The sequence below is a fragment of the Pseudomonas songnenensis genome, assembly GCF_003696315.1.
Classification (GTDB): Bacteria; Pseudomonadota; Gammaproteobacteria; order Pseudomonadales; family Pseudomonadaceae; genus Stutzerimonas; species Stutzerimonas songnenensis.
In genome coordinates this window covers 345,609-367,503 of sequence record NZ_RFFN01000001.1, presented here as the reverse complement: position 1 = coordinate 367,503, position 21,895 = coordinate 345,609, and the positions used below count along the sequence as shown (strand labels likewise).

At 65.3% G+C, this 21,895-nt stretch carries 21 protein-coding genes; 15 read left to right on the top strand and 6 right to left on the bottom strand.

What is annotated here, in order from left to right; translation table 11 throughout:
* The first annotated feature begins 27 nt into the window (after positions 1 to 27).
* The 3 genes from EA798_RS01715 to EA798_RS01705 all read left to right on the top strand — a co-directional run bounded on the left by EA798_RS01715 (position 28) and on the right by EA798_RS01705 (position 3,104).
* A complete protein-coding gene (locus tag EA798_RS01715) occupies positions 28 to 1,008 on the top strand; it encodes a tripartite tricarboxylate transporter substrate binding protein (protein ID WP_122097833.1) in 981 nt (326 codons plus the stop codon).
* 67 nt (positions 1,009 to 1,075) lie between these two features.
* Positions 1,076 to 1,573: a tripartite tricarboxylate transporter TctB family protein gene (locus EA798_RS01710; RefSeq protein ID WP_122097832.1), complete on the top strand. Its 498-nt coding sequence runs from the start codon at positions 1,076 to 1,078 to the stop codon at positions 1,571 to 1,573.
* Positions 1,574 to 1,583: 10 nt separating this feature from the next.
* Complete coding sequence (locus tag EA798_RS01705; protein ID WP_122097831.1) at positions 1,584 to 3,104, top strand: tripartite tricarboxylate transporter permease; 1,521 nt, start codon at positions 1,584 to 1,586, stop codon at positions 3,102 to 3,104.
* A 34-nt stretch (positions 3,105 to 3,138) separates the two neighbouring features.
* Here the strand turns inward: EA798_RS01705 and EA798_RS01700 are convergent, their stop codons facing one another.
* Positions 3,139 to 4,281 carry an L-talarate/galactarate dehydratase gene (locus tag EA798_RS01700; RefSeq protein WP_122097830.1) on the bottom strand — a complete coding sequence of 381 codons (1,143 nt, stop codon included), beginning with the start codon at positions 4,279 to 4,281 and terminating at the stop codon, positions 3,139 to 3,141.
* Between the two features lie 105 nt (positions 4,282 to 4,386).
* Here EA798_RS01700 and EA798_RS01695 point away from each other — a divergent pair, with 105 nt between their 5' ends.
* On the top strand, positions 4,387 to 5,301 hold the full coding sequence (locus EA798_RS01695; RefSeq protein ID WP_122097829.1) for a LysR family transcriptional regulator: 915 nt from the start codon (positions 4,387 to 4,389) through the stop codon (positions 5,299 to 5,301).
* A 34-nt stretch (positions 5,302 to 5,335) separates the two neighbouring features.
* Here EA798_RS01695 and EA798_RS01690 read toward each other — a convergent pair whose 3' ends face one another.
* Positions 5,336 to 5,893, bottom strand: a complete 558-nt coding sequence (locus EA798_RS01690; protein WP_020305722.1) for a thioesterase family protein — start codon at positions 5,891 to 5,893, stop codon at positions 5,336 to 5,338.
* 107 nt (positions 5,894 to 6,000) lie between these two features.
* On the opposite strand from EA798_RS01690, the gene EA798_RS01685 reads away from it, so the two are divergent.
* From EA798_RS01685 to EA798_RS01645, 9 genes are all read left to right on the top strand, one after another.
* Entirely contained in the window at positions 6,001 to 6,987 is a 987-nt protein-coding gene (locus EA798_RS01685; protein ID WP_167462864.1) for a GlxA family transcriptional regulator, read from the top strand.
* 176 nt (positions 6,988 to 7,163) lie between these two features.
* Positions 7,164 to 7,880, top strand: a complete 717-nt coding sequence (locus EA798_RS01680) for an AzlC family ABC transporter permease (protein ID WP_045159822.1) — start codon at positions 7,164 to 7,166, stop codon at positions 7,878 to 7,880.
* Complete coding sequence (locus EA798_RS01675; protein WP_122097827.1) at positions 7,870 to 8,178, top strand: AzlD family protein; 309 nt, start codon at positions 7,870 to 7,872, stop codon at positions 8,176 to 8,178. The genes EA798_RS01680 and EA798_RS01675 overlap by 11 nt, the downstream gene beginning before the upstream one ends.
* A gap of 381 nt (positions 8,179 to 8,559) precedes the next feature.
* Positions 8,560 to 9,375, top strand: a complete 816-nt coding sequence (locus tag EA798_RS01670) for an NAD-dependent epimerase/dehydratase family protein (RefSeq protein ID WP_122097826.1) — start codon at positions 8,560 to 8,562, stop codon at positions 9,373 to 9,375.
* A gap of 39 nt (positions 9,376 to 9,414) precedes the next feature.
* Complete coding sequence (locus tag EA798_RS01665) at positions 9,415 to 10,305, top strand: SMP-30/gluconolactonase/LRE family protein (protein ID WP_122097825.1); 891 nt, start codon at positions 9,415 to 9,417, stop codon at positions 10,303 to 10,305.
* 77 nt (positions 10,306 to 10,382) lie between these two features.
* Positions 10,383 to 11,354, top strand: coding sequence for a TRAP transporter substrate-binding protein (locus EA798_RS01660; RefSeq protein WP_003282654.1), 972 nt, complete (start codon positions 10,383 to 10,385; stop codon positions 11,352 to 11,354).
* Between the two features lie 58 nt (positions 11,355 to 11,412).
* A complete protein-coding gene (locus EA798_RS01655; RefSeq protein ID WP_122097824.1) occupies positions 11,413 to 11,940 on the top strand; it encodes a TRAP transporter small permease in 528 nt (175 codons plus the stop codon).
* On the top strand, positions 11,940 to 13,220 hold the full coding sequence (locus EA798_RS01650; protein ID WP_122097823.1) for a TRAP transporter large permease: 1,281 nt from the start codon (positions 11,940 to 11,942) through the stop codon (positions 13,218 to 13,220). The genes EA798_RS01655 and EA798_RS01650 overlap by 1 nt, the downstream gene beginning before the upstream one ends.
* A gap of 163 nt (positions 13,221 to 13,383) precedes the next feature.
* Entirely contained in the window at positions 13,384 to 14,289 is a 906-nt protein-coding gene (locus tag EA798_RS01645; RefSeq protein WP_122097822.1) for an EamA family transporter, read from the top strand.
* Between the two features lie 61 nt (positions 14,290 to 14,350).
* Here EA798_RS01645 and EA798_RS01640 read toward each other — a convergent pair whose 3' ends face one another.
* The 3 genes from EA798_RS01640 to EA798_RS01630 all read right to left on the bottom strand — a co-directional run bounded on the left by EA798_RS01640 (position 14,351) and on the right by EA798_RS01630 (position 17,588).
* Positions 14,351 to 15,103, bottom strand: a complete 753-nt coding sequence (locus tag EA798_RS01640) for a FadR/GntR family transcriptional regulator (RefSeq protein WP_106157352.1) — start codon at positions 15,101 to 15,103, stop codon at positions 14,351 to 14,353.
* Positions 15,104 to 15,219: 116 nt separating this feature from the next.
* Positions 15,220 to 16,824, bottom strand: a complete 1,605-nt coding sequence (gene treF / locus EA798_RS01635; protein WP_122097821.1) for an alpha,alpha-trehalase TreF — start codon at positions 16,822 to 16,824, stop codon at positions 15,220 to 15,222.
* Complete coding sequence (locus EA798_RS01630) at positions 16,821 to 17,588, bottom strand: SDR family NAD(P)-dependent oxidoreductase (protein ID WP_122097820.1); 768 nt, start codon at positions 17,586 to 17,588, stop codon at positions 16,821 to 16,823. Before EA798_RS01630 ends, treF begins: the two co-directional genes overlap by 4 nt.
* 204 nt (positions 17,589 to 17,792) lie before the next feature.
* Here EA798_RS01630 and rarD point away from each other — a divergent pair, with 204 nt between their 5' ends.
* Positions 17,793 to 18,683 (top strand): EamA family transporter RarD, encoded by an 891-nt coding sequence (rarD, locus tag EA798_RS01625; RefSeq protein ID WP_122097819.1) that lies wholly within the window; start codon positions 17,793 to 17,795, stop codon positions 18,681 to 18,683.
* A 16-nt stretch (positions 18,684 to 18,699) separates the two neighbouring features.
* Here the strand turns inward: rarD and EA798_RS01620 are convergent, their stop codons facing one another.
* Positions 18,700 to 19,224, bottom strand: a complete 525-nt coding sequence (locus EA798_RS01620) for a glycine cleavage system transcriptional repressor (protein WP_106157348.1) — start codon at positions 19,222 to 19,224, stop codon at positions 18,700 to 18,702.
* 218 nt (positions 19,225 to 19,442) lie between these two features.
* On the opposite strand from EA798_RS01620, the gene EA798_RS01615 reads away from it, so the two are divergent.
* On the top strand, positions 19,443 to 21,623 hold the full coding sequence (locus EA798_RS01615) for a malate synthase G (protein WP_122097818.1): 2,181 nt from the start codon (positions 19,443 to 19,445) through the stop codon (positions 21,621 to 21,623).
* Positions 21,624 to 21,895 lie beyond the last annotated feature (272 nt).

Sequence of the window (21,895 nt, the reverse complement as noted above, 5' to 3'; positions counted from 1 at the left end):
CCCGCAGACCAAACCCGGAGAACTCCAATGAAAACAATATTCCGCGCCTCCCTGCTTTCCGCCCTCGTCGGCATCGCCGGTCTCGCCGCCGCCTCCACCACGATGGCCGCCGAGGTGAAATGGCCGACCCGCCCCGTGCAGGTGGTGGTGATCGCCAACCCCGGCGGCGACACCGACTTCAATGCCCGCACCATGGCCAAGTACTTCAACCAGATCACCGGCAAGAGCATGGTGGTGACCAATATCGCTGGCGGCGGCGGCACGCTGGCCGCCGAGCAGGTCAAGGGCGCGGCGGCCGATGGCAACACCATTCTCTTCACCCACCCGGGGCAGCTGATCGTCAACGAGGTCGCCGGCCTCACCGAGGACAGCTTTGATACCTTCGACGTGTCCTGCATCGCCGGCGTCGACAAGAGCACCGTGTTCGTCGCCTCCAAGCAGTCCGGCGTGACCAGCATGCAGGACCTGATCGACAAGTCGAAGGCCAAGCCGGGCAGCGTCACCTATGGCACCGAGATGGGCAGCTTCTCCCACGTGCAGGGGCTGATGCTGGAGAAGCTGACCGACACCAAGCTGAAGATGGTCGACGGCGGCACCGTGTCCGACCGCGTGGTGGGCATGCTCGGCGGTCGTCTCGACCTCGGCGCGATCACCTACGGCTCGGTGCAGGACTACGTCAGCGGCGGGCAGATGGTCGCCCTCGGCCAGCCCAACGACGAGCGCAACCCACTGCTCGGCGACGTGCCGACGCTAAAGGAGCAGGGCCTGGACATCACCATGGACAAGCCGTACGTGGTGGCCTTCCCGAAGGGCACCGACCCGGCCATCGTGAAGAAGATGGCCGACCTGATGAAGCAGATCACCGAAATCCCCGAGTACGCCGAGGACTTGAAGAAATTCAAGCAGCCGGTGGCCTACTACGGCACCGACGAAGCCAAGCAAATCCTGGCCAAGACCCGCGAGGACTTCATGCAGTTCAAGGACGAGCTGCGCAAGGCCAAGAAATAAACCCGACGCAGCGCCAGCCGGCTGTACGGGCCGGCTGGCCGCTCCTCTTCGCGTACGGAGGTTTGCCATGACCACTGCGAACAAGAAAGAACTGATCATCGGCGTGGCCATGCTCGGCGTCAGCGCCACCTACATGGTGATGGCCTATCGGCTGCCCGGCCACGAAGGCATCGATGCCGCCACGGTCCCCTTCCTGCTGGCCGCCCTGCTCTCCCTGCTCGGGGTCTTCCAGGTGGTCAGTGCCTTCGCCAGCAGAACCCAGCCGGCGAGTGATAGCAGCGCCGCCACGCAGGACGAACCCGCGCCCACCGTGATCGAGCCCGCCACGGTGCTCAAGACCCTTGGCCTGATCCTGCTTTACGTCGTACTGCTGGGCCCGGTGGGTTTTCCCATCATGACTGCGATCTACCTGTACCTGCAGTTCATCGTGCTGACGCCGGTGGATCGCAAGATCCGCCACCTGCCCTATGCCGGCATCGCGCTGGTCACGTCCATCGTCATCTATCTGCTGTTCCGCGAGGCCTTCGATCTGTTGCTGCCCGCCGGCCTGCTGAATTTCCTCTGAGGAATCGACCATGCTCGACTTACTGCAGCAAGGCTTCGGTGCCGTCTTCTCGCTCAACATCCTGATCCTGATGTTTCTCGGCGTCGCCGTCGGCATCGTGTTCGGCGCCGTGCCCGGTCTGTCCGCCACCATGGCCGTGGCGCTATGCCTGCCGCTGACCTTTACCATGGGGCCGCAGGCCGGCCTGTCGCTGCTGGTCGCCCTGTTCATCGGCGCCACATCCGGCGGCCTGATCTCGGCGATCCTGCTGAAGATCCCCGGTACGCCCTCGTCCATCGCCACGGTGTTCGACGGCGGCCCATTGATGGAGCAGGGCCTGGGCGTGAAGGCACTCGGGGTCGGCATCGTGTTCTCCTTTCTCGGCACCATCTTCAGCATCATCGCGCTGATGTTCATCGCCCCGCAGCTGGCCAAGGTGGCGCTGAGCTTCGGCCCGCATGAATACTTCGCCATCGCGGTGTTCTCCCTGACGCTGATCGCCACCCTGTCGGCCGGCTCAATGGTCAAGGGGCTGTTCGCCGGCACCCTCGGCATCGCCGTGTCCACCGTCGGCATCGCCCCGGTGGAGGCGGTGCGCCGCTTCACCTTCGGCCTCAGCGAACTGAACGGCGGCTTCTCCATGCTGACGGTGATGATCGGCATGTTCGCCGTCGCCGAGGTCATCAAGCTCGCCGAAACCGGGCGACACGCCGCGCGCAGCAAGGTCGGCTCGGTGAGCATGAAGCACATCAAGGGCTTCGGCTTCTCGCTCAGGGAGTTCCGCCAGGAGCTGCCCAACGCCAGCCGCTCGGGCCTGATCGGCCTGACAGTGGGCATCCTGCCGGGCATCGGCGCCGGCACCTCCAACCTGCTCTCCTACATCGTCGCCAAGAAGCGCGCCAAGCAGCCGGAAACCTATGGCAAGGGCAATATCGGCGGCGTGGTCGCCAGCGAGACGGCGAACAACGCCGGCATCGGCGGCGCCATGATGCCGCTGATGACCCTGGGCATTCCCGGCGACACCACCACCGCGATCCTGCTCGGCGGCTTTCTGATTCACGGCATCCAGCCCGGCCCGCTGCTGTTCGTCAGCCAGGGGCCGCTGGTCTACACCATCTTCGCCGCGCTGTTGGTGGCCTCGGTGATGATGCTGTTCATGGAGTTCTACGGCCTGCGCCTGTTCATCAAGCTGCTCGACGTGCCCAAGCACATCCTGCTGCCGATCATCCTGGTGCTCTGCGTGGTCGGTGCGTTCGGTCTCTCAAGCCGGCTGTTCGATGTCTGGTCGATCCTGCTGTTCGGCCTGCTCGGCTACGGCTTCGTCAAGGCGGGCATGCCGGTCGCGCCATTCATCATCGGCTTCATCCTCGGGCCGATGGCGGAGACCAACCTGCGCCGCGGCCTGATGCTCTCCGACGGCAACTTCGCCTCCTTCTTCACCAACCCCATCGCCGCGACCTTCCTCGGTCTGGCCCTGGCCTTCGTGCTCTGGCAGCTGTACAGCGCAATGCGGCCCAGGACCGGTGTTCTCGGCCAGGTGCTGCGCACCTGACCTGCGCCCCTCTGCGCCAGCAGAGGGGCTGCCGTCACGGCTTGGTGCCGAACGTCTCGCGCGCCAGTGTCCAACCCGCCACCTGCTCGCTGAGGCTCAGCCCCAGCCCGGGCCGGGTCGGTACCTGCATGCAGCCATCGCGGATCTCGAGTCGCTCCTGGAACAGCGGCTCGAGCCATTCGAAGTGTTCGACCCAGGCCACGTGTTCGTAGGCGGCCGCGAGGTGGATATGCAACTCCATGACGAAATGCGGCGCCAGCACCAGCCCACGTCGCCGCGCCGCCTCCGCCACCTGCAGGAACGGGGTGATGCCGCCGATACGCGGGGCGTCGTGCATGATTACATCCACCGCGCCGCGCTCGACGAAGGCACAGGCGTCGGCCGCACTGGCGAGCATCTCGCCGCTACCGACCGGGGTGACCAGCTGCGCGGCCAGGGCGGCATGGCCTTCCAGATCGTGGGCATCCAGCGGTTCCTCGATCCAGGTCAGCTCGAGTTCCTCCAGCGCCGTGCCCATGCGCGCCGCGGTGGTGCGGTCCCATTGCTGGTTGACGTCCACCATCAACGCGACCTCGTCACCGAAGTGCCTGCGCAGCGCCTCGACCCGGCGCAGGTCGGCGCGCCGGTCAGGCTGGCCGACCTTCAGCTTGATCCCGCCGATACCGCGCGCGCGGGAGGCCTCGGCCTTTTCGATGACCTCCTCGATGGGCGCCTGCAGGTAGCCGCCGGAGGTGTTGTAGCAAGGCACCTCGTCGCGATGGGCGCCGAGCAGCTTGGCCAGCGGCAAGCCGGCGCGGCGCGCCTTGAGGTCCCAGAGCGCGGTGTCGAAGGCGGCGATGCTCTGCACTGCCAGGCCGCTGCGCCCGATCGAGGCGCTGGCCCAGCTCAATCGGCTCCACAGGCGGGCAATGTCGTTGGGATCTTCGCCCAGCAGCAGCGGCGCCAGCTCCTGCGCATGGGCATATTGCGCCGGGCCGCCGGTGCGCAGGCTGTAGCTGAAGCCCAGCCCCTTATGACCCTGCTGCGTCTGCAGTTCGACAAACAACAGGCTGACCGACGCCAGCGGCAGCTGTCGCCCGGTAAGCACCTTGGCGTCGCTGACAGGCCGCTGCAGTGGCAACTCCACAGCACGCAGGCCAATCCAGCTGATGCGGTCCGCTTCGTAGAGGTCGCTCATTCGTGTGTCGCCGCCTCGCCAGTCAGGGGATGCGCTGGATAATCCGCCGGCTGATTGATACGGTCCAATTCATTAACGCTCTCGATTGATACCAGGAACGGATCAATGTTCGAACTCGCCCAGCTGCGCTGCTTCACCACCCTGGCCAGCGAACTGAATTTCCGCCGTGCCGCCGAGCGCCTGAACATGACGCAGCCGCCGCTGAGCCGGCAGATCCAGTTGCTGGAACATCAGCTCGGCGTCGCGCTGTTCACCCGCAGCACGCGCTCGGTGGCGCTCACTGCAGCCGGTCGTGCCTTCTTCGTCGAGGCGCAGGCGTTGCTCGACCAGGCCCACCGCGCGGCGCAAGGCGCGCGGCTGGCTGCACTGGGCGAGAGCGGCTCGCTGACCATCAGCTTCGTGGCCAGCGCGGTCTACGACTTCCTGCCGCGCGCGATCACACAGATACGCCGGGAACGGCCGGGCGTGGCCATCAACCTGCTGGAAACCACCACCTTCGAACAGCTGCAGGCTCTGCGCGGGCGCCGGGTCGACCTGGCGGTGGTGCGCGAGCCGTTGCAGCAGCCGAGGCTGGTCAGTGAATGCCTGCTGCGCGAGCCCTTCGTGCTGGCCACGCCAGCCGAGCACCCGCTGGCGCAGCATCCGGCGCCGACCCTGGCGATGCTCCACGGCGAGCCGTTCATCCTCTATGCCCATGGTGCCTGGCAGCCGTTCAACGAGCTGCACACCGGGCTGTTCCGCGCCTGCGGTATCCAGCCTGACTACGTACAGTCGCTGGGCTCGACGCTGACCATCCTCTCGCTGGTCAACGCCGGCCTCGGCCTGGCGCTGGTGCCACGCGGGGCCAGCGCGATCCGCTTCCAGCAGATGTGCTTTCGTGAACTGCCGCTGCCGCCGGGCATCTGCGCCGAACTGCACCTGGCCTGGCGCGATGACAACGACAACCCGGCGCTGGAGGCCGCGCGCGATGCCGTGCGCCAGGCGGCCGGCGACATTGCCCAGGGCCCGCCGCCGCTCTAGCCTTACCCGCGCTGAACCGCACAGGCGCTCTGCCTCATGGCGCCTGCTGCACCAGATCCTCCGCTTCGCGCAGCTGAATGCTGAGCCCATCGCAGCTCGCCGACCACTCGCGCAGCCATTGGGGCAAGGGCGGCGACTGCTCGTCCAAGCCAAGTTCCCGGGCGAACTCGCCAGGCGCAACGACACCCTTGCGCCCCCTGAACAGCCCGCGCATGACCACCACGGCGATTACCCGCTGGTCCTTGACGAATCGGTGCTCGACGAAACTCCATTTGGCGTCCCAGCCGAGCATCCGCGTGTGGATCTCGAAGCGCTCGAACAGCTTCAGTTCGCGGCGGAACTTGCCGCACACGTCACCCACGATCGGCAATGCGCGATGCCGAAGGGCCACACGATAAGCGCCGCTGCGAAGCACGTAGTCCATGCGACCGACATCGGCCAGGGTGAAATAGCGGCCATTGGTGACATGCCGGTTGAAATCCAGATCCAGAGGCCAGACACGCAGCCGAACGACGGTGGTGGCGAGGCCCGGTACCGGCTTTCGCCAGGGGCGGCGCAACAACATCAGCAGAAGACGAAACCACAGGTTCATGTGAGCAGATCCGGTTGGCATGACAGATGCCGCACTCTAGGTGGCGCGCTCGGGGTAAGGTAGATGCAGAAATGACCAATACCATGCGATTTACGCAACCACCTGCCATGCACATTACGCTTTTGCTTGCCGAGCACAGCTCCCAGGCCTCCGCCACGCTGGCGCTTGAAGTACTGGATGCAGCAAACCGCCTGGCCGCGCCCTCTGCGGTGCCGTTTGCGGTTGTTGTCGCGTCACTCGATGGGCTGCCGGTGAAAAACGCCCTGGGCCGTACGATGTCCGTGGACGTCGCCCTCGACGCGCTCGATCACACCGATCTGGTACTCGTTCCCGGTTTTCTGTTCAGCCTGCGCGAGGCGCTGCCCGCCTTCGGCCGATATCGCGACTGGCTGTGCCGCCAGCATCGGCAGGGCGCCTTCATCGCGTCGATGTGCACTGCCACCTTCATGCTCGCCGAAGCGGGGCTGCTCGACGGCGTGCAGGCCACCACCCACTGGGCCTTCGCCGACCTCATGCGCCGGCGCTATCCGGCGGTACGCCTGGACGAACGACGCATCCTCTGCGAGGACGGCCGACTGATCAGCAGCGCGGGCGCGAGCGCGGCCATGGATCTGCTGCTGCACCTGATCCGCCGCTTCGCCTCACGCGAACTGGCGCAGCAGTGCAGCCGCTACCTGCTGGTGGACGGGGTCCGCAGCGAGCAGTCGGTGTACATCAAGTGGTCGATGCCCCGCGATCATGCCGACGAGGCAGTAGCACGGGTCCAGGACTGGCTGGAGTCCAACTTCACCGCCCCCGTCGGCATCGACGAACTGGCTGAGCGCTTCGGTTTCGGTGCGCGCAACTTCAAGCGGCGATTCAAGGATGCCACCGGCTACACACCCCTCGCCTACCTCCAGGCTCTGCGCCTGGAAAGGGCCAAGCACCTGTTGGAAACCACGCGACTGGGGTTCGACGCGATCACCACCCGCGTCGGTTACGACGACGGCAACTCGTTCCGACGCCTGTTTTGCCAGCGGGTCGGCATCTCGCCGGCCGCTTTCCGCAAGCGGTTCCTGCGCCCCCCGTCCGCCCAGCTCGAGCCGAGCCGCTGACACCCCATCGCCCCCTGTTCCGGGGCGCAACGGCCCGGCCAGGGGCGTCGCGCGAATCTGTACCGCACGATCAGACGCCAACTGCGCTGTTCCGTCGCAGCAACACCCCCCTAATCTGGCTGGCTGGACATCGATTGACGTCGTCGATCCGGCGCTGCCACCTGGAGGACTCGTGCATGACTGACGCGGATAACGAGCTGCATCATTTCGACCGGCGCATGGTCTGGGCCGGTTTTCGCCAGCTCGCGCCGATTTCCATCTTCGTCACCCTGTTCGGTGCCGCCTTCGGCCTCGCCGCGGTGCAGACCGGGCTGGACGACTCGGTGATCCTGGCGATGAGCGCGCTGGTGTTCGCCGGCGCCTCGCAGTTCGCCGCGCTGGAACTGTGGGGCCCGCAGGTGCCTCTGTTCACCCTGATGGTCACGGTGTTCGCCATCAACGCCCGCCATCTGCTGATGGGCGCCACGCTCTACCCCTGGTTGCGCCAGTTGCCGCCCGGCCGGCGCTACGGGGTGATGCTGATCGCGTCAGACGCCAACTGGGCGATGGCCATGCAGGCGTTCAACCGCAACCGCCCGGGCTTCGGCCTGCTGCTCGGTGGCGGCCTGGCGCTGTGGTCGTTCTGGGTGGTCGGCAGCTGGCTAGGCATCCATTTCGGCAGCGCCGTCAGCGATCCGAAGCGCCTGGGGCTGGACATGGTGATGGGCTGCTTCCTGCTGGCGATGGTGGTGGGCGGCGAAAAGAACCTGCGCATGCTGGTGATCTGGAGCGTGGCGGCCGCCGCCTCGCTGCTCGCCTTTCGCTACCTGCCGGAGAACAGCCATGTGGTGGTGGGTGCCCTGGCCGGCGGCGCGACGGGGCTGCTGTGGAAGGAGCACGCACGTGAATCTTGATGCGACGGGCGCCGGCGCGCTGATCGTGGTGCTGGTCATGGCACTGGTAACGCTGGCGACGCGCTGGGGCGGCGTGATGGTCATGGCCTTCGTGCCCATCAGCGACCGCGTCCGGCAGTTCATCACCGCCATGTCCGGCTCGGTGCTGATGGCGATCGTTGCGCCGATGGCATGGGAGGGCGACAGCGGCGCCCGGCTGGCGCTCTTGGCCACGGCAGTGACCATGCTGGTGCTGAAGAAGCCGCTGCCGGCGATTGCCGCCGGTATCCTCGCCGCGGCGCTGGTCAGGCAGTTCTGAACAGCAGCGGCCAATCGCGGCCGCTCAGGGTACCCGCCCGGCAGTTTCCATAGCAGTCATCACGGTGTGCACCAGCAGCGCTTCGGCATTGCCCTGGCCGCGCGCTACCACATTGCGCACCCCGCTTTCGGATAGTCATCATACAACCATCAAAAATATTTCTGGCCGCGCCGCGCTTGCGTCAATCTGGACCCTCGCTGCTCTGAAGCCCTCTGCCGCAGCGCTTTAGCCTGGACAACTCTCCGCAAGTGCCGCTGATATGCGACATATCTCATCAACTACGACTTTAAGCGTGTTGACATTCACGCAGGCAGATGCTGATATTTACTGCATGTCATATGACAACAGATGACTCCAAGAACAATAACGACAGGCACCCCGATGACTACCACTCCGACACCCCCATTCGGCCGTCTTCTGCTCACTGGTGCAGCGGGCGGCCTCGGCAAGGAGCTGCGCGAACGCCTGCAGCCCTACGCCCGCATCATCCGACTGTCCGATATCGCGCCGATGGCACCGGCAGCCGGTGAACATGAGGAGGTCGTGCCTTGCGACCTCGCCGACAAGGCGGCTGTGCACGCCCTGTGCGAAGGTGTCGATGCCATCGCTCATTTTGGCGGCGTCTCCGTCGAGCGGCCGTTCGAGGAAATCCTCGACGCCAATATCCGCGGCACCTTCCACATCTACGAAGGGGCGCGCCTGCATGGCATCAAGCGTGTGGTCTTCGCCAGTTCCAACCACGTGATCGGCTTCCACCCGCAGTCCGAGACTCTGGATGCCCACGCTCCACGCCGCCCGGATGGCTACTACGGCCTGTCCAAGTCCTACGGCGAGGACATGGCGAACTTCTATTACGACCGCTACGGCATCGAGACCGTCAGCATCCGCATCGGCTCCTCGTTCCCCGAGCCGGCCAACCGTCGAATGATGAGCACCTGGCTCAGTTTCCGCGACCTCACCGAGCTGATGCGCTGCGCGCTGTTCACGCCTGCGGTCGGCCATACCGTGGTCTACGGCATGTCCGCCAACCGCGACGTGTGGTGGGACAACCGTCTGGCCACGCACCTGGGCTTCCATGCGCAGGACAGCTCCGAAGCGTTCCGCGACAAGGTCGAGCAGCAACCGCCGTACAGCGCCGACGACCCGGCCGGCATCTACCAGGGCGGCGCCTTCGTCGCGGCCGGCCCCTTCGACTGATCGCCCCCTTCGCCCGCGTACAACAACAAGAGAAACGCAATGGCCAGTGAAGCTGAACTCATCGCCGACCTGCGCTGCGCCACCGGCGAAAGCCCGGTCTGGGTCGCCGCCGAACAGGCGCTGTACTGGGTCGACATCCCCAATCGCGAACTGCTGCGCTGGAACGCTGCCGACGGTCAGGTTTCCCGCTGGCAGGGCGAGCAGATGCTGGCCTGCATCGCGCGCCACGGCGACGGCTGGGTGGCCGGCATGGAGAGCGGCTTCTTCACCCTGCAGACGCGCCCGGACGGCCGGCTCGACAGCCGCGCGCTGGCGATCATCGAGCACCAGCTGATGGACATGCGCATGAACGATGGCCGCTGCGATCGCCAGGGCCGTTTCTGGGCCGGCAGCATGGCGCTGGACATGGCCGCCGGGCATCCGGTCGGCGCGCTGTACCGGCTCGATGACTTGGCCGCGCGCGAGCCGCTGGTGCCGCAGCTGGACGGCTTTATCGTGCCCAACGGCCTGGCCTTCAGCCCGGACGGGCAAACCATGTACCTGTCCGATTCGCACCCCGGCGTGCAGAAGATCTGGGCCTTCGATTACGACCCCGACAGCGGCACGCCGACTGGCCGACGCCTGTTCGTCGACATGCTCGACTACCCCGGGCGACCGGACGGCGCCGCGGTCGATGCCGACGGCTGCTACTGGATCTGCGGCAACGATGCCGGACTGATCCACCGTTTCACGCCCGATGGCCGCTTGGACCGCTCGCTTGCCGTGCCGGTGAAGAAACCGACCATGTGCGCCTTCGGCGGCGCGCGTCTGGACACCCTGTTCGTCACCTCGATCCGCCCCGGCGGCGATCTCAGCGACCAGCCGCTGGCCGGTGGCGTCTTTGCCCTGAACCCCGGTGTTACCGGGCTGGAGGAACCCGCTTTCAACTGAAAAACCAGGGAAGGGCCGCTTGCCCGACCTCGCTTCTCGCAACGCTGCACACCAACAAAAACAAGATGGAGAGTGTCATGAACCTCAAACGCAAGTTGCTCGTTACCGCCCTTCCCTTCGCCTTCTGCATCAGCGGTCTGGCCCACGCCATGACACTGAAGATCGCCGAGATTCACCCGGCCGGTTACCCGACCGTGGTCGCCATGGAAAACCTCGGCAAGAAGCTGGAAGCCGCCACCAACGGCGAGATCAAATCGCGCATGTTCGCCGGTGGCGTACTCGGTTCCGAAAAGGAAGTGATCGAGCAGACCCAGATCGGCGCCGTGCAGCTGACCCGCGTCAGCCTCGGCTCGGTGGGCCCGGTGGTGCCGGCCACCAACGTCTTCAACATGCCCTTCGTGTTCCGCGACATCGACCACATGCGCAAGGTGGTCGACGGTGAGATCGGTCAGGAAATCCTCGACGCCATCACCAACTCGGACTTCAACATGGTCGGTCTGGCCTGGATGGAAGCCGGCAGCCGCAGCCTGTACACCAAGAAACCGATCCGCCGCATCGAAGACCTCAAGGGCATGAAGATCCGTGTGATCGGCAACCCGCTGTTCATCGACACGCTCAACGCCATGGGTGCCAACGGCATCGCCATGGACACCGGCGAAATCTTCAGTGCGCTGCAGAGCGGTGTGATCGACGGCGCCGAGAACAACTCGCCGACCCTGCTCGAACACAACCACTTCCGCGTCGCCAAGCACTACACCCAGACCCACCACCTGATCCTCCCCGAGCCGCTGCTGATGTCCAAGGACACCTGGAACAAGCTCAGCCCCGAGCAGCAGGAGACGGTGAAGAAACTGGCCAAGGAAGCCCAGCTGGAGGAGCGCGATCTCTGGGTAGCCAAGGAAACCGCCAGCAACGAGAAGCTCAAGGCCGAGGGTGTCGAGTTCATCGAGGTCGACACCAAACCTTTCTACGACGCCACCGCCCCGGTCCGCGAGAAGTACGGCGCGCAGTTCGCCGAGCTGATCAAGCGCATCGAAGCCGTTCAGTAACCCTCGTGCAAGCGCATCGCGGCGGCCCGTGCCGCCGCGATGCCACCGGTGGAGTCTCATGAAAAACCTGGTTCTGGGCGTCAACGACGCCATCTACCGTGCCTGTGTGATCGTCGCCGCCACGGCGATCGTGATCATGGCGACGATCATTCCCTGGGGCGTGTTCAGCCGCTACGCCCTGGGCCAGGGCCTCGGCTGGCCCGAGCCCATCGCCATCCTGCTGATGGTGCTGTTCACCTTTGTCGGTGCCGCCGCCAGCTACCGCGCCGGTGCTCACATGGCCGTACAGGTGCTCAGCGACCGCCTGCCGCCCATGGCTCAGCCGTTTCTCACCCTGTTCGTACGCCTGGCGATGGCCGCCATCAGCCTGTTCATGCTGATCTGGGGCTACAAGCTGTGCGTCGCCACCTGGAACCAGTACCTCAGCACCCTGACCTGGATGCGCGTGGGCATCAGCTATGCGCCGATCCCCCTGGGCGGCTTCATCACCCTGCTGTTCGTCATCGAGCAACTGCTGTACGGCGACCAGAGCAAGCGCCGGGTCGTCGATTACGAAGCCCGCGAAGAGTCCAAGGAGTCCGTGTAATGGATGCCGTCGTCCTGTTGGGCAGCTTCATCGTCCTCATTCTGCTACGCGTTCCGGTGGCCTATTCCCTCGGGCTGGCCACCCTGGTCGGTGCCTGGTGGATCGACATTCCCCTGCACGCCGTGATGATCCAGATCGCCGGTGGCGTGAACAAATTCTCCCTGCTGGCCATCCCCTTCTTCGTCCTGGCCGGCGCGATCATGGCCGAAGGCGGCATGGCCCGGCGCCTGGTCGCCTTCGCCGGAGTGCTGGTCGGCTTCGTCCGCGGTGGCCTGTCACTGGTCAACATCACCGCCTCGACCTTTTTCGGCGCCATTTCAGGCTCATCCCTGGCGGACACCGCCTCGGTAGGTTCGGTGCTGATCCCCGAAATGGAAAAGAAGGGCTACCCGCGGGAGTTCTCCACCGCGGTGACCATTTCCGGCTCGGTGCAGGCGCTGCTGACCCCGCCCAGCCACAACTCGGTGATCTATTCGCTGGCCGCCGGCGGCACGGTGTCGATCGCCGCGCTGTTCGTCGCCGGCATCGGCCCGGGGCTGCTGCTCAGCGCCACCATGGCGACCCTGTGCCTGCTGTTCGCCCGCAAGCGCAACTACCCGAAGGGCGAGGTGGTACCGCTGCGCCAGGCGCTGAAGATCTGCGTCGAGGCGCTCTGGGGCCTGATGACCATGGTCATCATCCTCGGCGGCATTCTCTCCGGCGTGTTCACCGCCACCGAGTCGGCCGCGGTCGCCGTGGTCTGGGCGTTCTTCGTGACCATGTTCATCTACCGCGACTACAAGTGGCGCGAACTGCCGCGGATGCTGCACCGCACGGTGCGCACCCTGTCGATCGTGATGATCCTGATCGCCTTCGCCGCGAGCTTCGGCTACATCATGACCCTGATGCAGATCCCGTCGAAGATCACCACCGCGTTCCTGGCACTGTCGGACAACCGCTATGTGATCCTCATGTGCATCAACTTCATGCTGCTGGTGCTGGGCACGCTGATGGACATGGCGCCGCTGATCCTGATCCTCACGCCGATCCTGCTGCCGGTAGTCGTTTCCTTCGGCGTCGACCCGGTGCACTTCGGCATGATCATGCTGGTCAATCTGGGGATCGGGCTGATCACCCCGCCGGTCGGTGCGGTACTCTTCGTCGGTGCTGCCATCGGCAAGGTCACCATCGAAAACACCGTGAAGGCCCTGCTGCCGTTCTACGCCGCGCTGTTCGCGGTGCTGATGGCGGTGACCTATATCCCGATGATTTCGCTGTGGCTGCCGAGTGTAGTGCTCTGAAAACAGGCCGACAGGGAACGAGGACGCCGCCCACCCGGGCGGCGTTTTACTTTGCCGCCAGACGAATTCGCGGACCAGGCATGCACTGGCCGCCACTTACCGAGATGAGCCGGTAACCGAACGCAACGCATTCTGTACAGGGTCTCAGAGGACTGGTTTATCCATGCAAACTGCTGCGCCATTTCCCCGCCATATCGCCGTGCTGATCCTGGCCACTCTGGCCTGTTCATTCGCCGCCAACCATATCGCCGCGCGGATCGCCTTCGACCATGGCACCGGCCTGCTACTGGCCATGCTCTGCCGCGCCGGGGTGACGCTGCTGGCGCTGGCTGCGCTGGTGTTCTGGCGTCGTGAATCGCTGCGCCTGAGCCCGGCCACCTGGCGCTGGCAGATCCTGCTCGGCCTGCTGATCGCGGTGCAGAGCTTCTGCATCTATTCGGCGGTGGCGCGCATTCCGGTGGCGCTGGCGCTGCTGGTGGTGAACCTGTCGCCGATTCTGCTGGCGCTGCTCACCTGGGTGCTCGGCGGGCCGCGGCCGACCCGCCAGGCGCTGGCGATCATGGGCCTGATCCTGTTCGGCCTGGTACTGGTACTGGATGTGCCAGGACGCCTGTTCAGCAGCGCGGCGCCGGATGGCCAGTGGACCGCGGGGATCCTGTTCAGCCTGACTGCCGCCGCGGTATTTGCGGTGGCGCTGTGGGTCACCGAGCACAAGCTGTCGAGCATGGCCGGTTCGGTGCGCAGCATGCTGACGCTGATCGTGGTGTTCGCTGCCTCCGCGCTGCTCGGCGCCAGCGACCTGATTCCGGGCGGTCTGGGCCTGCCCACCGCCACCGTCGGCTGGATCGCCCTCGCCTGCCTGGTGCTGCTCTACGGCGCGGCCTTCTCGACCCTGTTCATCTGCATGCCGCGGCTGAACATCGCGCGCAATGCGCCGGTGATGAACATGGAGCCGGTGGCCGGCATGCTGCTGGGCTGGCTGATCCTCGGTCAGGTGCTCGGGGCGATGCAGGTGGTCGGCGGCCTGATCGTGGTCGGCGGTATCGTGCTGCTGGCGTATCGCCGCTAGGCCTTGCCGAACGCCAGCCCGCCGCACGGCGTGGAGCGGCGGCTGACTGACGAGGCGCGGGTCAGCCGACCTTGCTCGCCTCCGCCTCCTCATGGGCCTGACGCAGCCGCTCGCGGCTGTTGGTCAGGTGCAGACGCATGGCAGCGCGCGCCGACTCCGGATCCTGTCGGGCGATGGCCTCGTAGATCTGCTCGTGCTCGCGGCCCAGGCGGGCCTGATAATGCTGCTGGTCGTCATGGGCCAGGCGCGCGGAGTTGACCCGGCTGCGCGGGATCAGCGTAGTGCCGAGGTGGCTCATGATGTCGGTGAAGTAGCGGTTGCCAGTGGCCTCGGCGATCTGCAGATGGAACTGGAAGTCCGACGCCACCGCGTCGCTGGAATGCGCCGCGCTCTGATTCAACTGATCGAGGAAGGCGCGCATCGCCGCCAGCTGCTCGGGCGTGCGACGCTGCGCGGCCAGCCCGGCCGATTCGACTTCCAGGCTGATGCGCAGCTCGAGGATCGCCAGCAGATCGCGCAACGTGCCGATGGTCGCCGGGTCGATGCGCAGCCCGGTGGTGCTTGGCGTATCCAGCACGAAGGTGCCGATACCGTGCCGCGTTTCCACCAGCCCGGAGGCCTGCAGACGGGAGATCGCCTCGCGGACTACCGTACGGCTGACGCCCTGGGCCTGCATGATGGCGGACTCGGTCGGCAGCTTGTCGCCACGCTTGATCAGGCCGTCGCGGATCTGTTGCGAAAGCTCGGCGACCAGTTCCTGGGCAAGGCTGCGGTGTTTGCGACGGGCGCGGGGCTGGGCGCTCTGGTTATCCATGGACGGCGATCTCTGAGAAGCGGAGGCAACCGTCATCATAGCCCAGCAGTTGTACGATAACTATTGATCCATTGCATTTGTAGGGAAATACAGCCCCACCTGTGCGCGTTGCTCAGCTACGTGGCCGTCCGACAGTGCCCGGCGCGGCAGCGGTTGGCCTCGTGATTGGGGTCTTCCTGCATCAGCTTGCGGGTCACGCCATTGGTCCAGCCGAAGCCGTCCTGCAGCGGATACTCGCCGCCGCCGGCGTGCTCGGTGCAGGGCCGCAGCACGTACTTTTCCACCAGTTTGCTTTCGCGCTCGAACAGATGACTGACGATGTTCAGCCAGCGCTCTTCGATCTCCAGCGCCAGTGCGTCATGGCCGTAGCGCTGCAGACCGCGAATGCCGATCCACTGCAGCGGTGCCCAGCCGTTGGGCCGGTCCCACTGCTCACCACTGCCACCGATTTCCGTCGTGGCCAAGCCACCCGGCGCCAGCAATCGTGCCTGTACGGTCATGGCAACGGCGGCAGCCTGCTCGGCGCTGGCCATGCCGACGAACAACGGGGCCAGCGTCGCGGCAGTGAGATTGTCGCGCTGCCGGCCGCGCTGCCAGTCGTAGTCGAAGTAGGCGCCAGCGCGGGAATTCCACAGGTACTGGTCGATGGCCGCCAGGCGCGCTTCGGCGTGGCGGGCGAAGGCTTCGGCACAGGCGTGCTGGTTCTTCACCGCAGACAGCTCGGCGATCTGCCGCTCCAGCTTGTAGAGCAGCGCGTTGAGGTCGATCGGCAGGATGCTGGTGGTGCGGATGGTCGCCAGCCGGTGGGCATCGTCGAGCCAGCGCGAGCTGAAGTCCCAGCCCGACTCGGCGCCGGCGCGCAGGTCGCGATAGACCTCATGCCGCGGCCGGCAGCTGGAGCGCGCGGTTTCCACATCCTCTCGATACGACTCCTCGCGCGGCGTGTCGCGCTCGTCCCAGTAACGGTTGAGCACCACGCCGTCGGCCAGGCAGACGCAGCGCCGGTGCCGCTCACCGGGGCGCAGCGCATCGGCACCCTCCATCCAGAAGGCATATTCCTTGTGCAGCTGCGGCAGGTAATCGCTGGCCCGGTGCACGCCGTTTTCCTCGAACAGCTCGGTCATCAGGGCGAACACCGGCGGCTGCGAACGGCCCAGGTAATAGGTGCGGTTGCCATTGGGCACATGCCCATAGGTGTCGATCAGGTAGGCGAAGTTGTCCGCCATGGCCCGCAGCAGGTCGCAATGCCCGCTCTCGTCCAGGCCAAGCATGGTGAAGTAGGAATCCCAGTAGTACAGCTCGGTGAAGCGCCCGCCCGGCACCACGTAATCGTGCGGCAGCGGCAGCAGCGAGGAATGCTCGGGATGGTCCTGCGGATGACGGGTGAGGATCGGCCAGAGCCGGTCGATATGCTCGGCCAGGCTGTCGTCGGGGTTGGCAACGAACTCCTTGACCGGCATTTCATACAGGCTGAAATGCTCGCGTACGAACGCGGCGAGGTCGAAGCCCGGCTCGCCGCAACGGCCGCGATAGTCCGCCAGGATCGCTTCGGGATGCCGCAGCGGGGCGCAGTCAACGAAGGTTTTGCTGTCGGGAAAGATGCGCTGCATCTGCACGGCGACAAACAACTCCTGATAGCGCTCGGCTGGGGTGAGGGTGTCCGCCAGCGATATGCTGCTGACGTCGTAAACGAATGGCTGGCACGGCGTGGTATCGGTCATTGTTCGCTGTAGTTCCATAGCAGGCCGCCGTCGACTACCAGGGTCGTCCCGGTGATGTATTCGGCATCCGGGGAGGCCAGAAAGGCGACGACGCCGGCGACGTCATGGGGGCGGCCGAGGCGGCCGGCGGGAATGTTCTGTAACAGGCTGGCGAGCTTTTCCGGCTGGTTCATCAGCTCGCGGTTGATCGGCGTTTCCACCGCGCCGGGCGCCACGTTGTTCACCGTGATGCCGAGTGGCGCAAGCTCGATGGCGATGTTGCGCATCAGCATCTTCAGTCCGCCCTTGCTCGCGCAGTAGGCGGTGAAGTTGGGATGCGGCAGCTCTTCGTGCACCGAGCTGTTGTTGATGATGCGCCCGCCACGGCCCTGCTCGCGTAAATGGCGGGCGAAGGCCTGGGCAAGAAAGAACGGCCCACGCAGGTTGACGTTCAGCACCTGATCGTAATCATCCGCCTGCGCGTCGAGAAACGCCGCGTGCCGCTGCACACCGGCATTGTTGACCAGGATGTCCAGCTGCCCCATCTGCGCGATGCTCTCGCGCACCAGCCGGTGGCACTGCTCGACGTCACCGACATCGGCGGCGATGAAGCACACCCTCCGGCCCAGGGCGCGGACCTGCTCGAGGCTCTCGCGGGCCTGTTCGTCGTTCTCGCGGCCGTTGATGACAATGTCGGCGCCCTCTTCAGCCAGGCGCACGGCAATGCCGCGGCCGATGCCCTGGGTGCTGCCGGTGACCAGAGCCACCTGATTCTGCAAGCGCATTGCCACCCTCCGCATGCGCCGATCCGCGCGCTGCCGTTTCGATTAGCGATGCAGATGAGACGAGTACAAGCCGCCTGGCGTTCCCCCATTTCTGACCAATCGGGCAGCCCGTCGCGCGGCCCCGCTCTGTTAGCTGACTAACCTTTCTCTCCTCTGGCCAAAGGCGCAAAATGGCCGGCTCTCCGCTGCTCGTCGAAGGACGTCATGGCTACCGCCAATCTGCGCAAGGGTTATCTGCTGGGGCTGGCCACCTTCAGCATCTGGGGCATGTTCCCGCTCTACTTCAAGGCACTCGAACAATACGGCGCGCTCGAGATCGTCACCCAGCGGGTGATCTGGTCGGCCGTGTTCGGCTCGCTGGTGCTGCTGGTCTGGCGTCATCCGGGCTGGTGGCGCGAACTGCTGGCGCATCCACGTCGCCTCGGCGTGCTCGGCATCTCCAGCGTGCTGATCGCGGCCAACTGGCTGATCTACGTCTGGGCGGTGAACCACGACCGGATGGTCGAGGCGAGCCTTGGCTACTACATCAATCCGCTGGTCAACGTGCTGCTCGGCATGCTCGTGCTGCGCGAGCGGCTGCGTCCGCTGCAGTGGCTGGCCGTGGCCATGGCTACCGTCGGTGTCAGCCTGCAGTTGCTGATGCTCGGCGAATTTCCTTGGATATCCATCGTGCTGGCGCTGAGCTTCGGCAGCTACGGGCTGCTGCGCAAGCTGGCACCGGTTGCCGCGCTGCCTGGGCTGGTGGTGGAAACCTGGATGTTGCTGCCGGTAGCGCTGGTCTGGCTGTTCTGGTTCAGCAGCGGCACCAGCACCGAACCTGAGTTCTGGACCAGCAGCGATGCGCTCTGGCTGATGGCCGCCGGACCCGTGACGTTGATCCCGCTGCTCGGCTTCAATGCCGCCGCACGCCACCTGCCGTACTCGACGCTGGGCTTTCTGCAGTACCTGACGCCGACGCTGCTGCTGATCCTCGCCGTCCAGCTGTTCGGCGAGCCGTTCCCGGTCGACCGCCAGCTGGCCTTCTTCTGCATCTGGGCGGGGCTTGCGGTGTACAGCCTGGACGCCTGGCGCGTGATGCGCAAAAGCGCCGGCTGAACATGCCGGCGGCCGACTAGGATTTCTCGGCAGGTTGCAGCTTGAGTTCGACCATCAGGTCGTCGGCCAGGGCTTCCAGACGCTGTTGCAGGACCTCCAGCGACAGCTCGCTCGGCACGGCCAGACGCACTTCGGCACGGAACAACAGCTCGCTGCTCATCGGTGCCGGCAACACCTCGGTATCCAGGCTTTCCAGATTGACGCCGTGCGTGGCCAGCAGATGGGTAATGTCGCGCACGATGCCGGGACGATCATTGCCGACCAGCTCCAGCTGGATTTCCTGCCAGCTCTCCACCGGCTCTGTACCACTGTGCGCCAGCAGTACGCGAATGCCCTGCGCCTCCAGCCCTTGTAGCGCGGCGGTCAGCTCGGCATGCGCCTGTTGCGGCACGGCCACCCGCAGGATGCCGGCGAACTGCCCGGCCATGCGCGACATGCGGCTCTCCAGCCAGTTGCCGCCATGCTCGGCGATGCACTTGGCCAGACGTTCGACCAGACCCGGCTGATCTTCGGCAATGACGGTAAGAACGAGGTGATCCATGGACTGCTCCTGTGCTGGGGAATCGCTCACGCGGTAGCGACGGCCCATTAGGTATAGCAGGCAGTCGCCTCAGCGGCAGCCCGCGACCCCGCCCCCGTCGTCGCAGGGGGCTCTTTAGGCGGACTGATTTTCCCCGACGCTTCATGTAGTATCCGGCGACCTCGGACTACAAAAAGCGAAACCGTCCGGCGAATTAGAAGAACCAAGTGAGGCGAGTAATGACTGAGCGCGTTCAAGTCGGTGGCCTGCAGGTCGCCAAAGTCCTGTACGACTTTGTGAACAACGAAGCGATTCCTGGTACCGGCGTCGATGCCGCCGCCTTCTGGGCCGGCGCCGACAGCGTCATCCACGACCTGGCGCCGAAGAATCGCGCGCTGCTGGCCAAGCGCGACGAGCTGCAGGCCAAGATCGACGCCTGGCACCAGGCCCGCGCCGGTCAGGCCCACGACGCCGTAGCCTACAAGGCTTTCCTGCAGGAAATCGGCTACCTGCTGCCGGAAGCCGAAGACTTCCAGGCCACCACCGAGAATGTCGACGAAGAGATCGCCCGCATGGCCGGCCCGCAGCTGGTAGTGCCGATCATGAACGCGCGCTTCGCCCTGAACGCCGCCAACGCCCGCTGGGGTTCGCTGTACGACGCCCTGTACGGCACCGACGCCATCTCCGAAGCGGACGGCGCCACCAAGGGCCCGGGCTACAACGAGATCCGCGGCAACAAGGTCATCGCCTACGCGCGCAACTTCCTCAATGAAGCCGCACCGCTGGCAACCGGCTCCCACGTCGATTCCATCGGCTACCGCATCGAAGGCGGCAAGCTGGTCGTTTCGCTCAAAGACGGCAGCACCACCGGCCTGAAGAACCCGGCCCAGCTGCAGGGCTTCCAGGGCGAAGCCAGCGCACCGATCGCCGTGCTGCTGAAGAACAACGGCATCCACTTCGAGATCCAGATCGACCCGGCCAGCCCGATCGGCCAGACCGATGCCGCCGGCGTGAAGGACATCCTGATGGAATCGGCGCTGACCACCATCATGGACTGCGAAGACTCCATCGCCGCCGTCGACGCCGACGACAAGACCATCGTCTATCGCAACTGGCTCGGCCTGATGAAGGGCGACCTGGTCGAGGAGCTGGAAAAGGGCGGCAAGCGCATCACCCGCGCGATGAACCCGGACCGCGTCTACACCAAGGCCGACGGCAACGGCGAGCTGACCCTGCATGGCCGCTCCCTGCTGTTCATCCGTAACGTCGGTCACCTGATGACCAACGATGCCATCCTCGACAAGGAAGGCAACGAGGTGCCGGAAGGCATCATGGACGGCCTGTTCACCAGCCTGATCGCGGTGCACAACCTCAACGGCAACACCAGCCGCAAGAACACCCGCACCGGCTCGATGTACATCGTCAAGCCGAAGATGCACGGCCCGGAAGAAGTGGCGTTCGCCACCGAGCTGTTCGGCCGCGTCGAGGACGTCCTCGGTCTGCCGCGCAACACCCTCAAGGTCGGCATCATGGACGAGGAGCGTCGTACCACGATCAACCTCAAGGCCTGCATCAAGGAAGCGCGCGAGCGCGTGGTATTCATCAACACCGGCTTCCTCGACCGCACCGGTGACGAAATCCACACCTCCATGGAAGCCGGCCCGATGGTGCGCAAGGCCGCCATGAAGGCTGAGAAGTGGATCAGCGCCTACGAGAACAACAACGTCGACGTGGGCCTGGCCTGCGGCCTGCAGGGCAAGGCGCAGATCGGCAAGGGCATGTGGGCCATGCCTGACCTGATGGCCGCGATGCTCGAGCAGAAGGTCGGCCACCCCATGGCCGGTGCCAACACCGCCTGGGTACCGTCGCCGACTGCTGCCACCCTGCACGCCATGCACTACCACAAGATCGACGTGCAGGCGCGTCAGGTCGAACTGGCCAAGCGCGAGAAGGCGTCCATCGACGACATCCTCACCATCCCGCTGGCACAGGACACCAACTGGAGCGAGGAAGAGAAGCGCAACGAGCTGGACAACAACTCGCAGGGCATCCTCGGCTACATGGTCCGCTGGGTCGAACAGGGCGTTGGTTGCTCCAAGGTGCCGGACATCAACGACATCGCGCTGATGGAAGACCGCGCCACCCTGCGCATCTCCAGCCAGCACGTGGCCAACTGGATGCGCCATGGCGTGGTGACCAAGGAACAGGTGGTCGAAAGCCTCAAGCGCATGGCGCCGGTGGTCGACCGCCAGAACCAGGGCGACCCGCTGTACCGCCCGATGGCGCCGGACTTCGACAACAGCGTGGCTTTCCAGGCTGCGCTGGAGCTGGTCCTCGAAGGCACCAAGCAGCCCAACGGCTACACCGAGCCGGTGCTGCACCGCCGCCGTCGCGAGTTCAAGGCCAAGAACGGCCTGTAACCTGCGAAGCAGCTGCACAAGAACCGCCCTACGGGGCGGTTTTTTTATGCCTCGAATCCGCCCGGCGGTCCTCAAGTTCACGCTGTTACAACCGATAACGTGACCCGAAAGGCATTTCCAGTCACAATATTATTGCGCGATAGCATTTGGCCATAAGCGCAACTCCCGCAGTACCTGCAGCCCGCCCTGGAGTCGATGCATGCTGAAGAACTTCTCGCTGACCGCCAAGCTTTCCCTGGTGCCGGCAGTAGCCCTGTTCGGGCTCGTGTTGT

Bases quoted from the DNA above. Each gene is read 5' to 3' on its own strand.
- EA798_RS01655 (WP_122097824.1), top strand. From the start codon at position 11,413: ATGAAAAACCTGGTTCTGGGCGTCAACGACGCCATCTACCGTGCCTGT.
- EA798_RS01640 (WP_106157352.1), bottom strand. From the start codon at position 15,103: ATGGATAACCAGAGCGCCCAGCCCCGCGCCCGTCGCAAACACCGCAGC.
- EA798_RS01695 (WP_122097829.1), top strand. From the start codon at position 4,387: ATGTTCGAACTCGCCCAGCTGCGCTGCTTCACCACCCTGGCCAGCGAA.
- EA798_RS01710 (WP_122097832.1), top strand. From the start codon at position 1,076: ATGACCACTGCGAACAAGAAAGAACTGATCATCGGCGTGGCCATGCTC.
- EA798_RS01685 (WP_167462864.1), top strand. From the start codon at position 6,001: ATGCACATTACGCTTTTGCTTGCCGAGCACAGCTCCCAGGCCTCCGCC.
- EA798_RS01705 (WP_122097831.1), top strand. From the start codon at position 1,584: ATGCTCGACTTACTGCAGCAAGGCTTCGGTGCCGTCTTCTCGCTCAAC.
- EA798_RS01690 (WP_020305722.1), bottom strand. From the start codon at position 5,893: ATGAACCTGTGGTTTCGTCTTCTGCTGATGTTGTTGCGCCGCCCCTGG.
- EA798_RS01615 (WP_122097818.1), top strand. From the start codon at position 19,443: ATGACTGAGCGCGTTCAAGTCGGTGGCCTGCAGGTCGCCAAAGTCCTG.
- EA798_RS01715 (WP_122097833.1), top strand. From the start codon at position 28: ATGAAAACAATATTCCGCGCCTCCCTGCTTTCCGCCCTCGTCGGCATC.
- EA798_RS01660 (WP_003282654.1), top strand. From the start codon at position 10,383: ATGAACCTCAAACGCAAGTTGCTCGTTACCGCCCTTCCCTTCGCCTTC.
- EA798_RS01650 (WP_122097823.1), top strand. From the start codon at position 11,940: ATGGATGCCGTCGTCCTGTTGGGCAGCTTCATCGTCCTCATTCTGCTA.
- EA798_RS01630 (WP_122097820.1), bottom strand. From the start codon at position 17,588: ATGCGCTTGCAGAATCAGGTGGCTCTGGTCACCGGCAGCACCCAGGGC.
- EA798_RS01645 (WP_122097822.1), top strand. From the start codon at position 13,384: ATGCAAACTGCTGCGCCATTTCCCCGCCATATCGCCGTGCTGATCCTG.
- EA798_RS01700 (WP_122097830.1), bottom strand. From the start codon at position 4,281: ATGAGCGACCTCTACGAAGCGGACCGCATCAGCTGGATTGGCCTGCGT.
- treF (WP_122097821.1), bottom strand. From the start codon at position 16,824: ATGACCGATACCACGCCGTGCCAGCCATTCGTTTACGACGTCAGCAGC.
- rarD (WP_122097819.1), top strand. From the start codon at position 17,793: ATGGCTACCGCCAATCTGCGCAAGGGTTATCTGCTGGGGCTGGCCACC.
- EA798_RS01620 (WP_106157348.1), bottom strand. From the start codon at position 19,224: ATGGATCACCTCGTTCTTACCGTCATTGCCGAAGATCAGCCGGGTCTG.
- EA798_RS01670 (WP_122097826.1), top strand. From the start codon at position 8,560: ATGACTACCACTCCGACACCCCCATTCGGCCGTCTTCTGCTCACTGGT.
- EA798_RS01665 (WP_122097825.1), top strand. From the start codon at position 9,415: ATGGCCAGTGAAGCTGAACTCATCGCCGACCTGCGCTGCGCCACCGGC.
- EA798_RS01680 (WP_045159822.1), top strand. From the start codon at position 7,164: ATGACTGACGCGGATAACGAGCTGCATCATTTCGACCGGCGCATGGTC.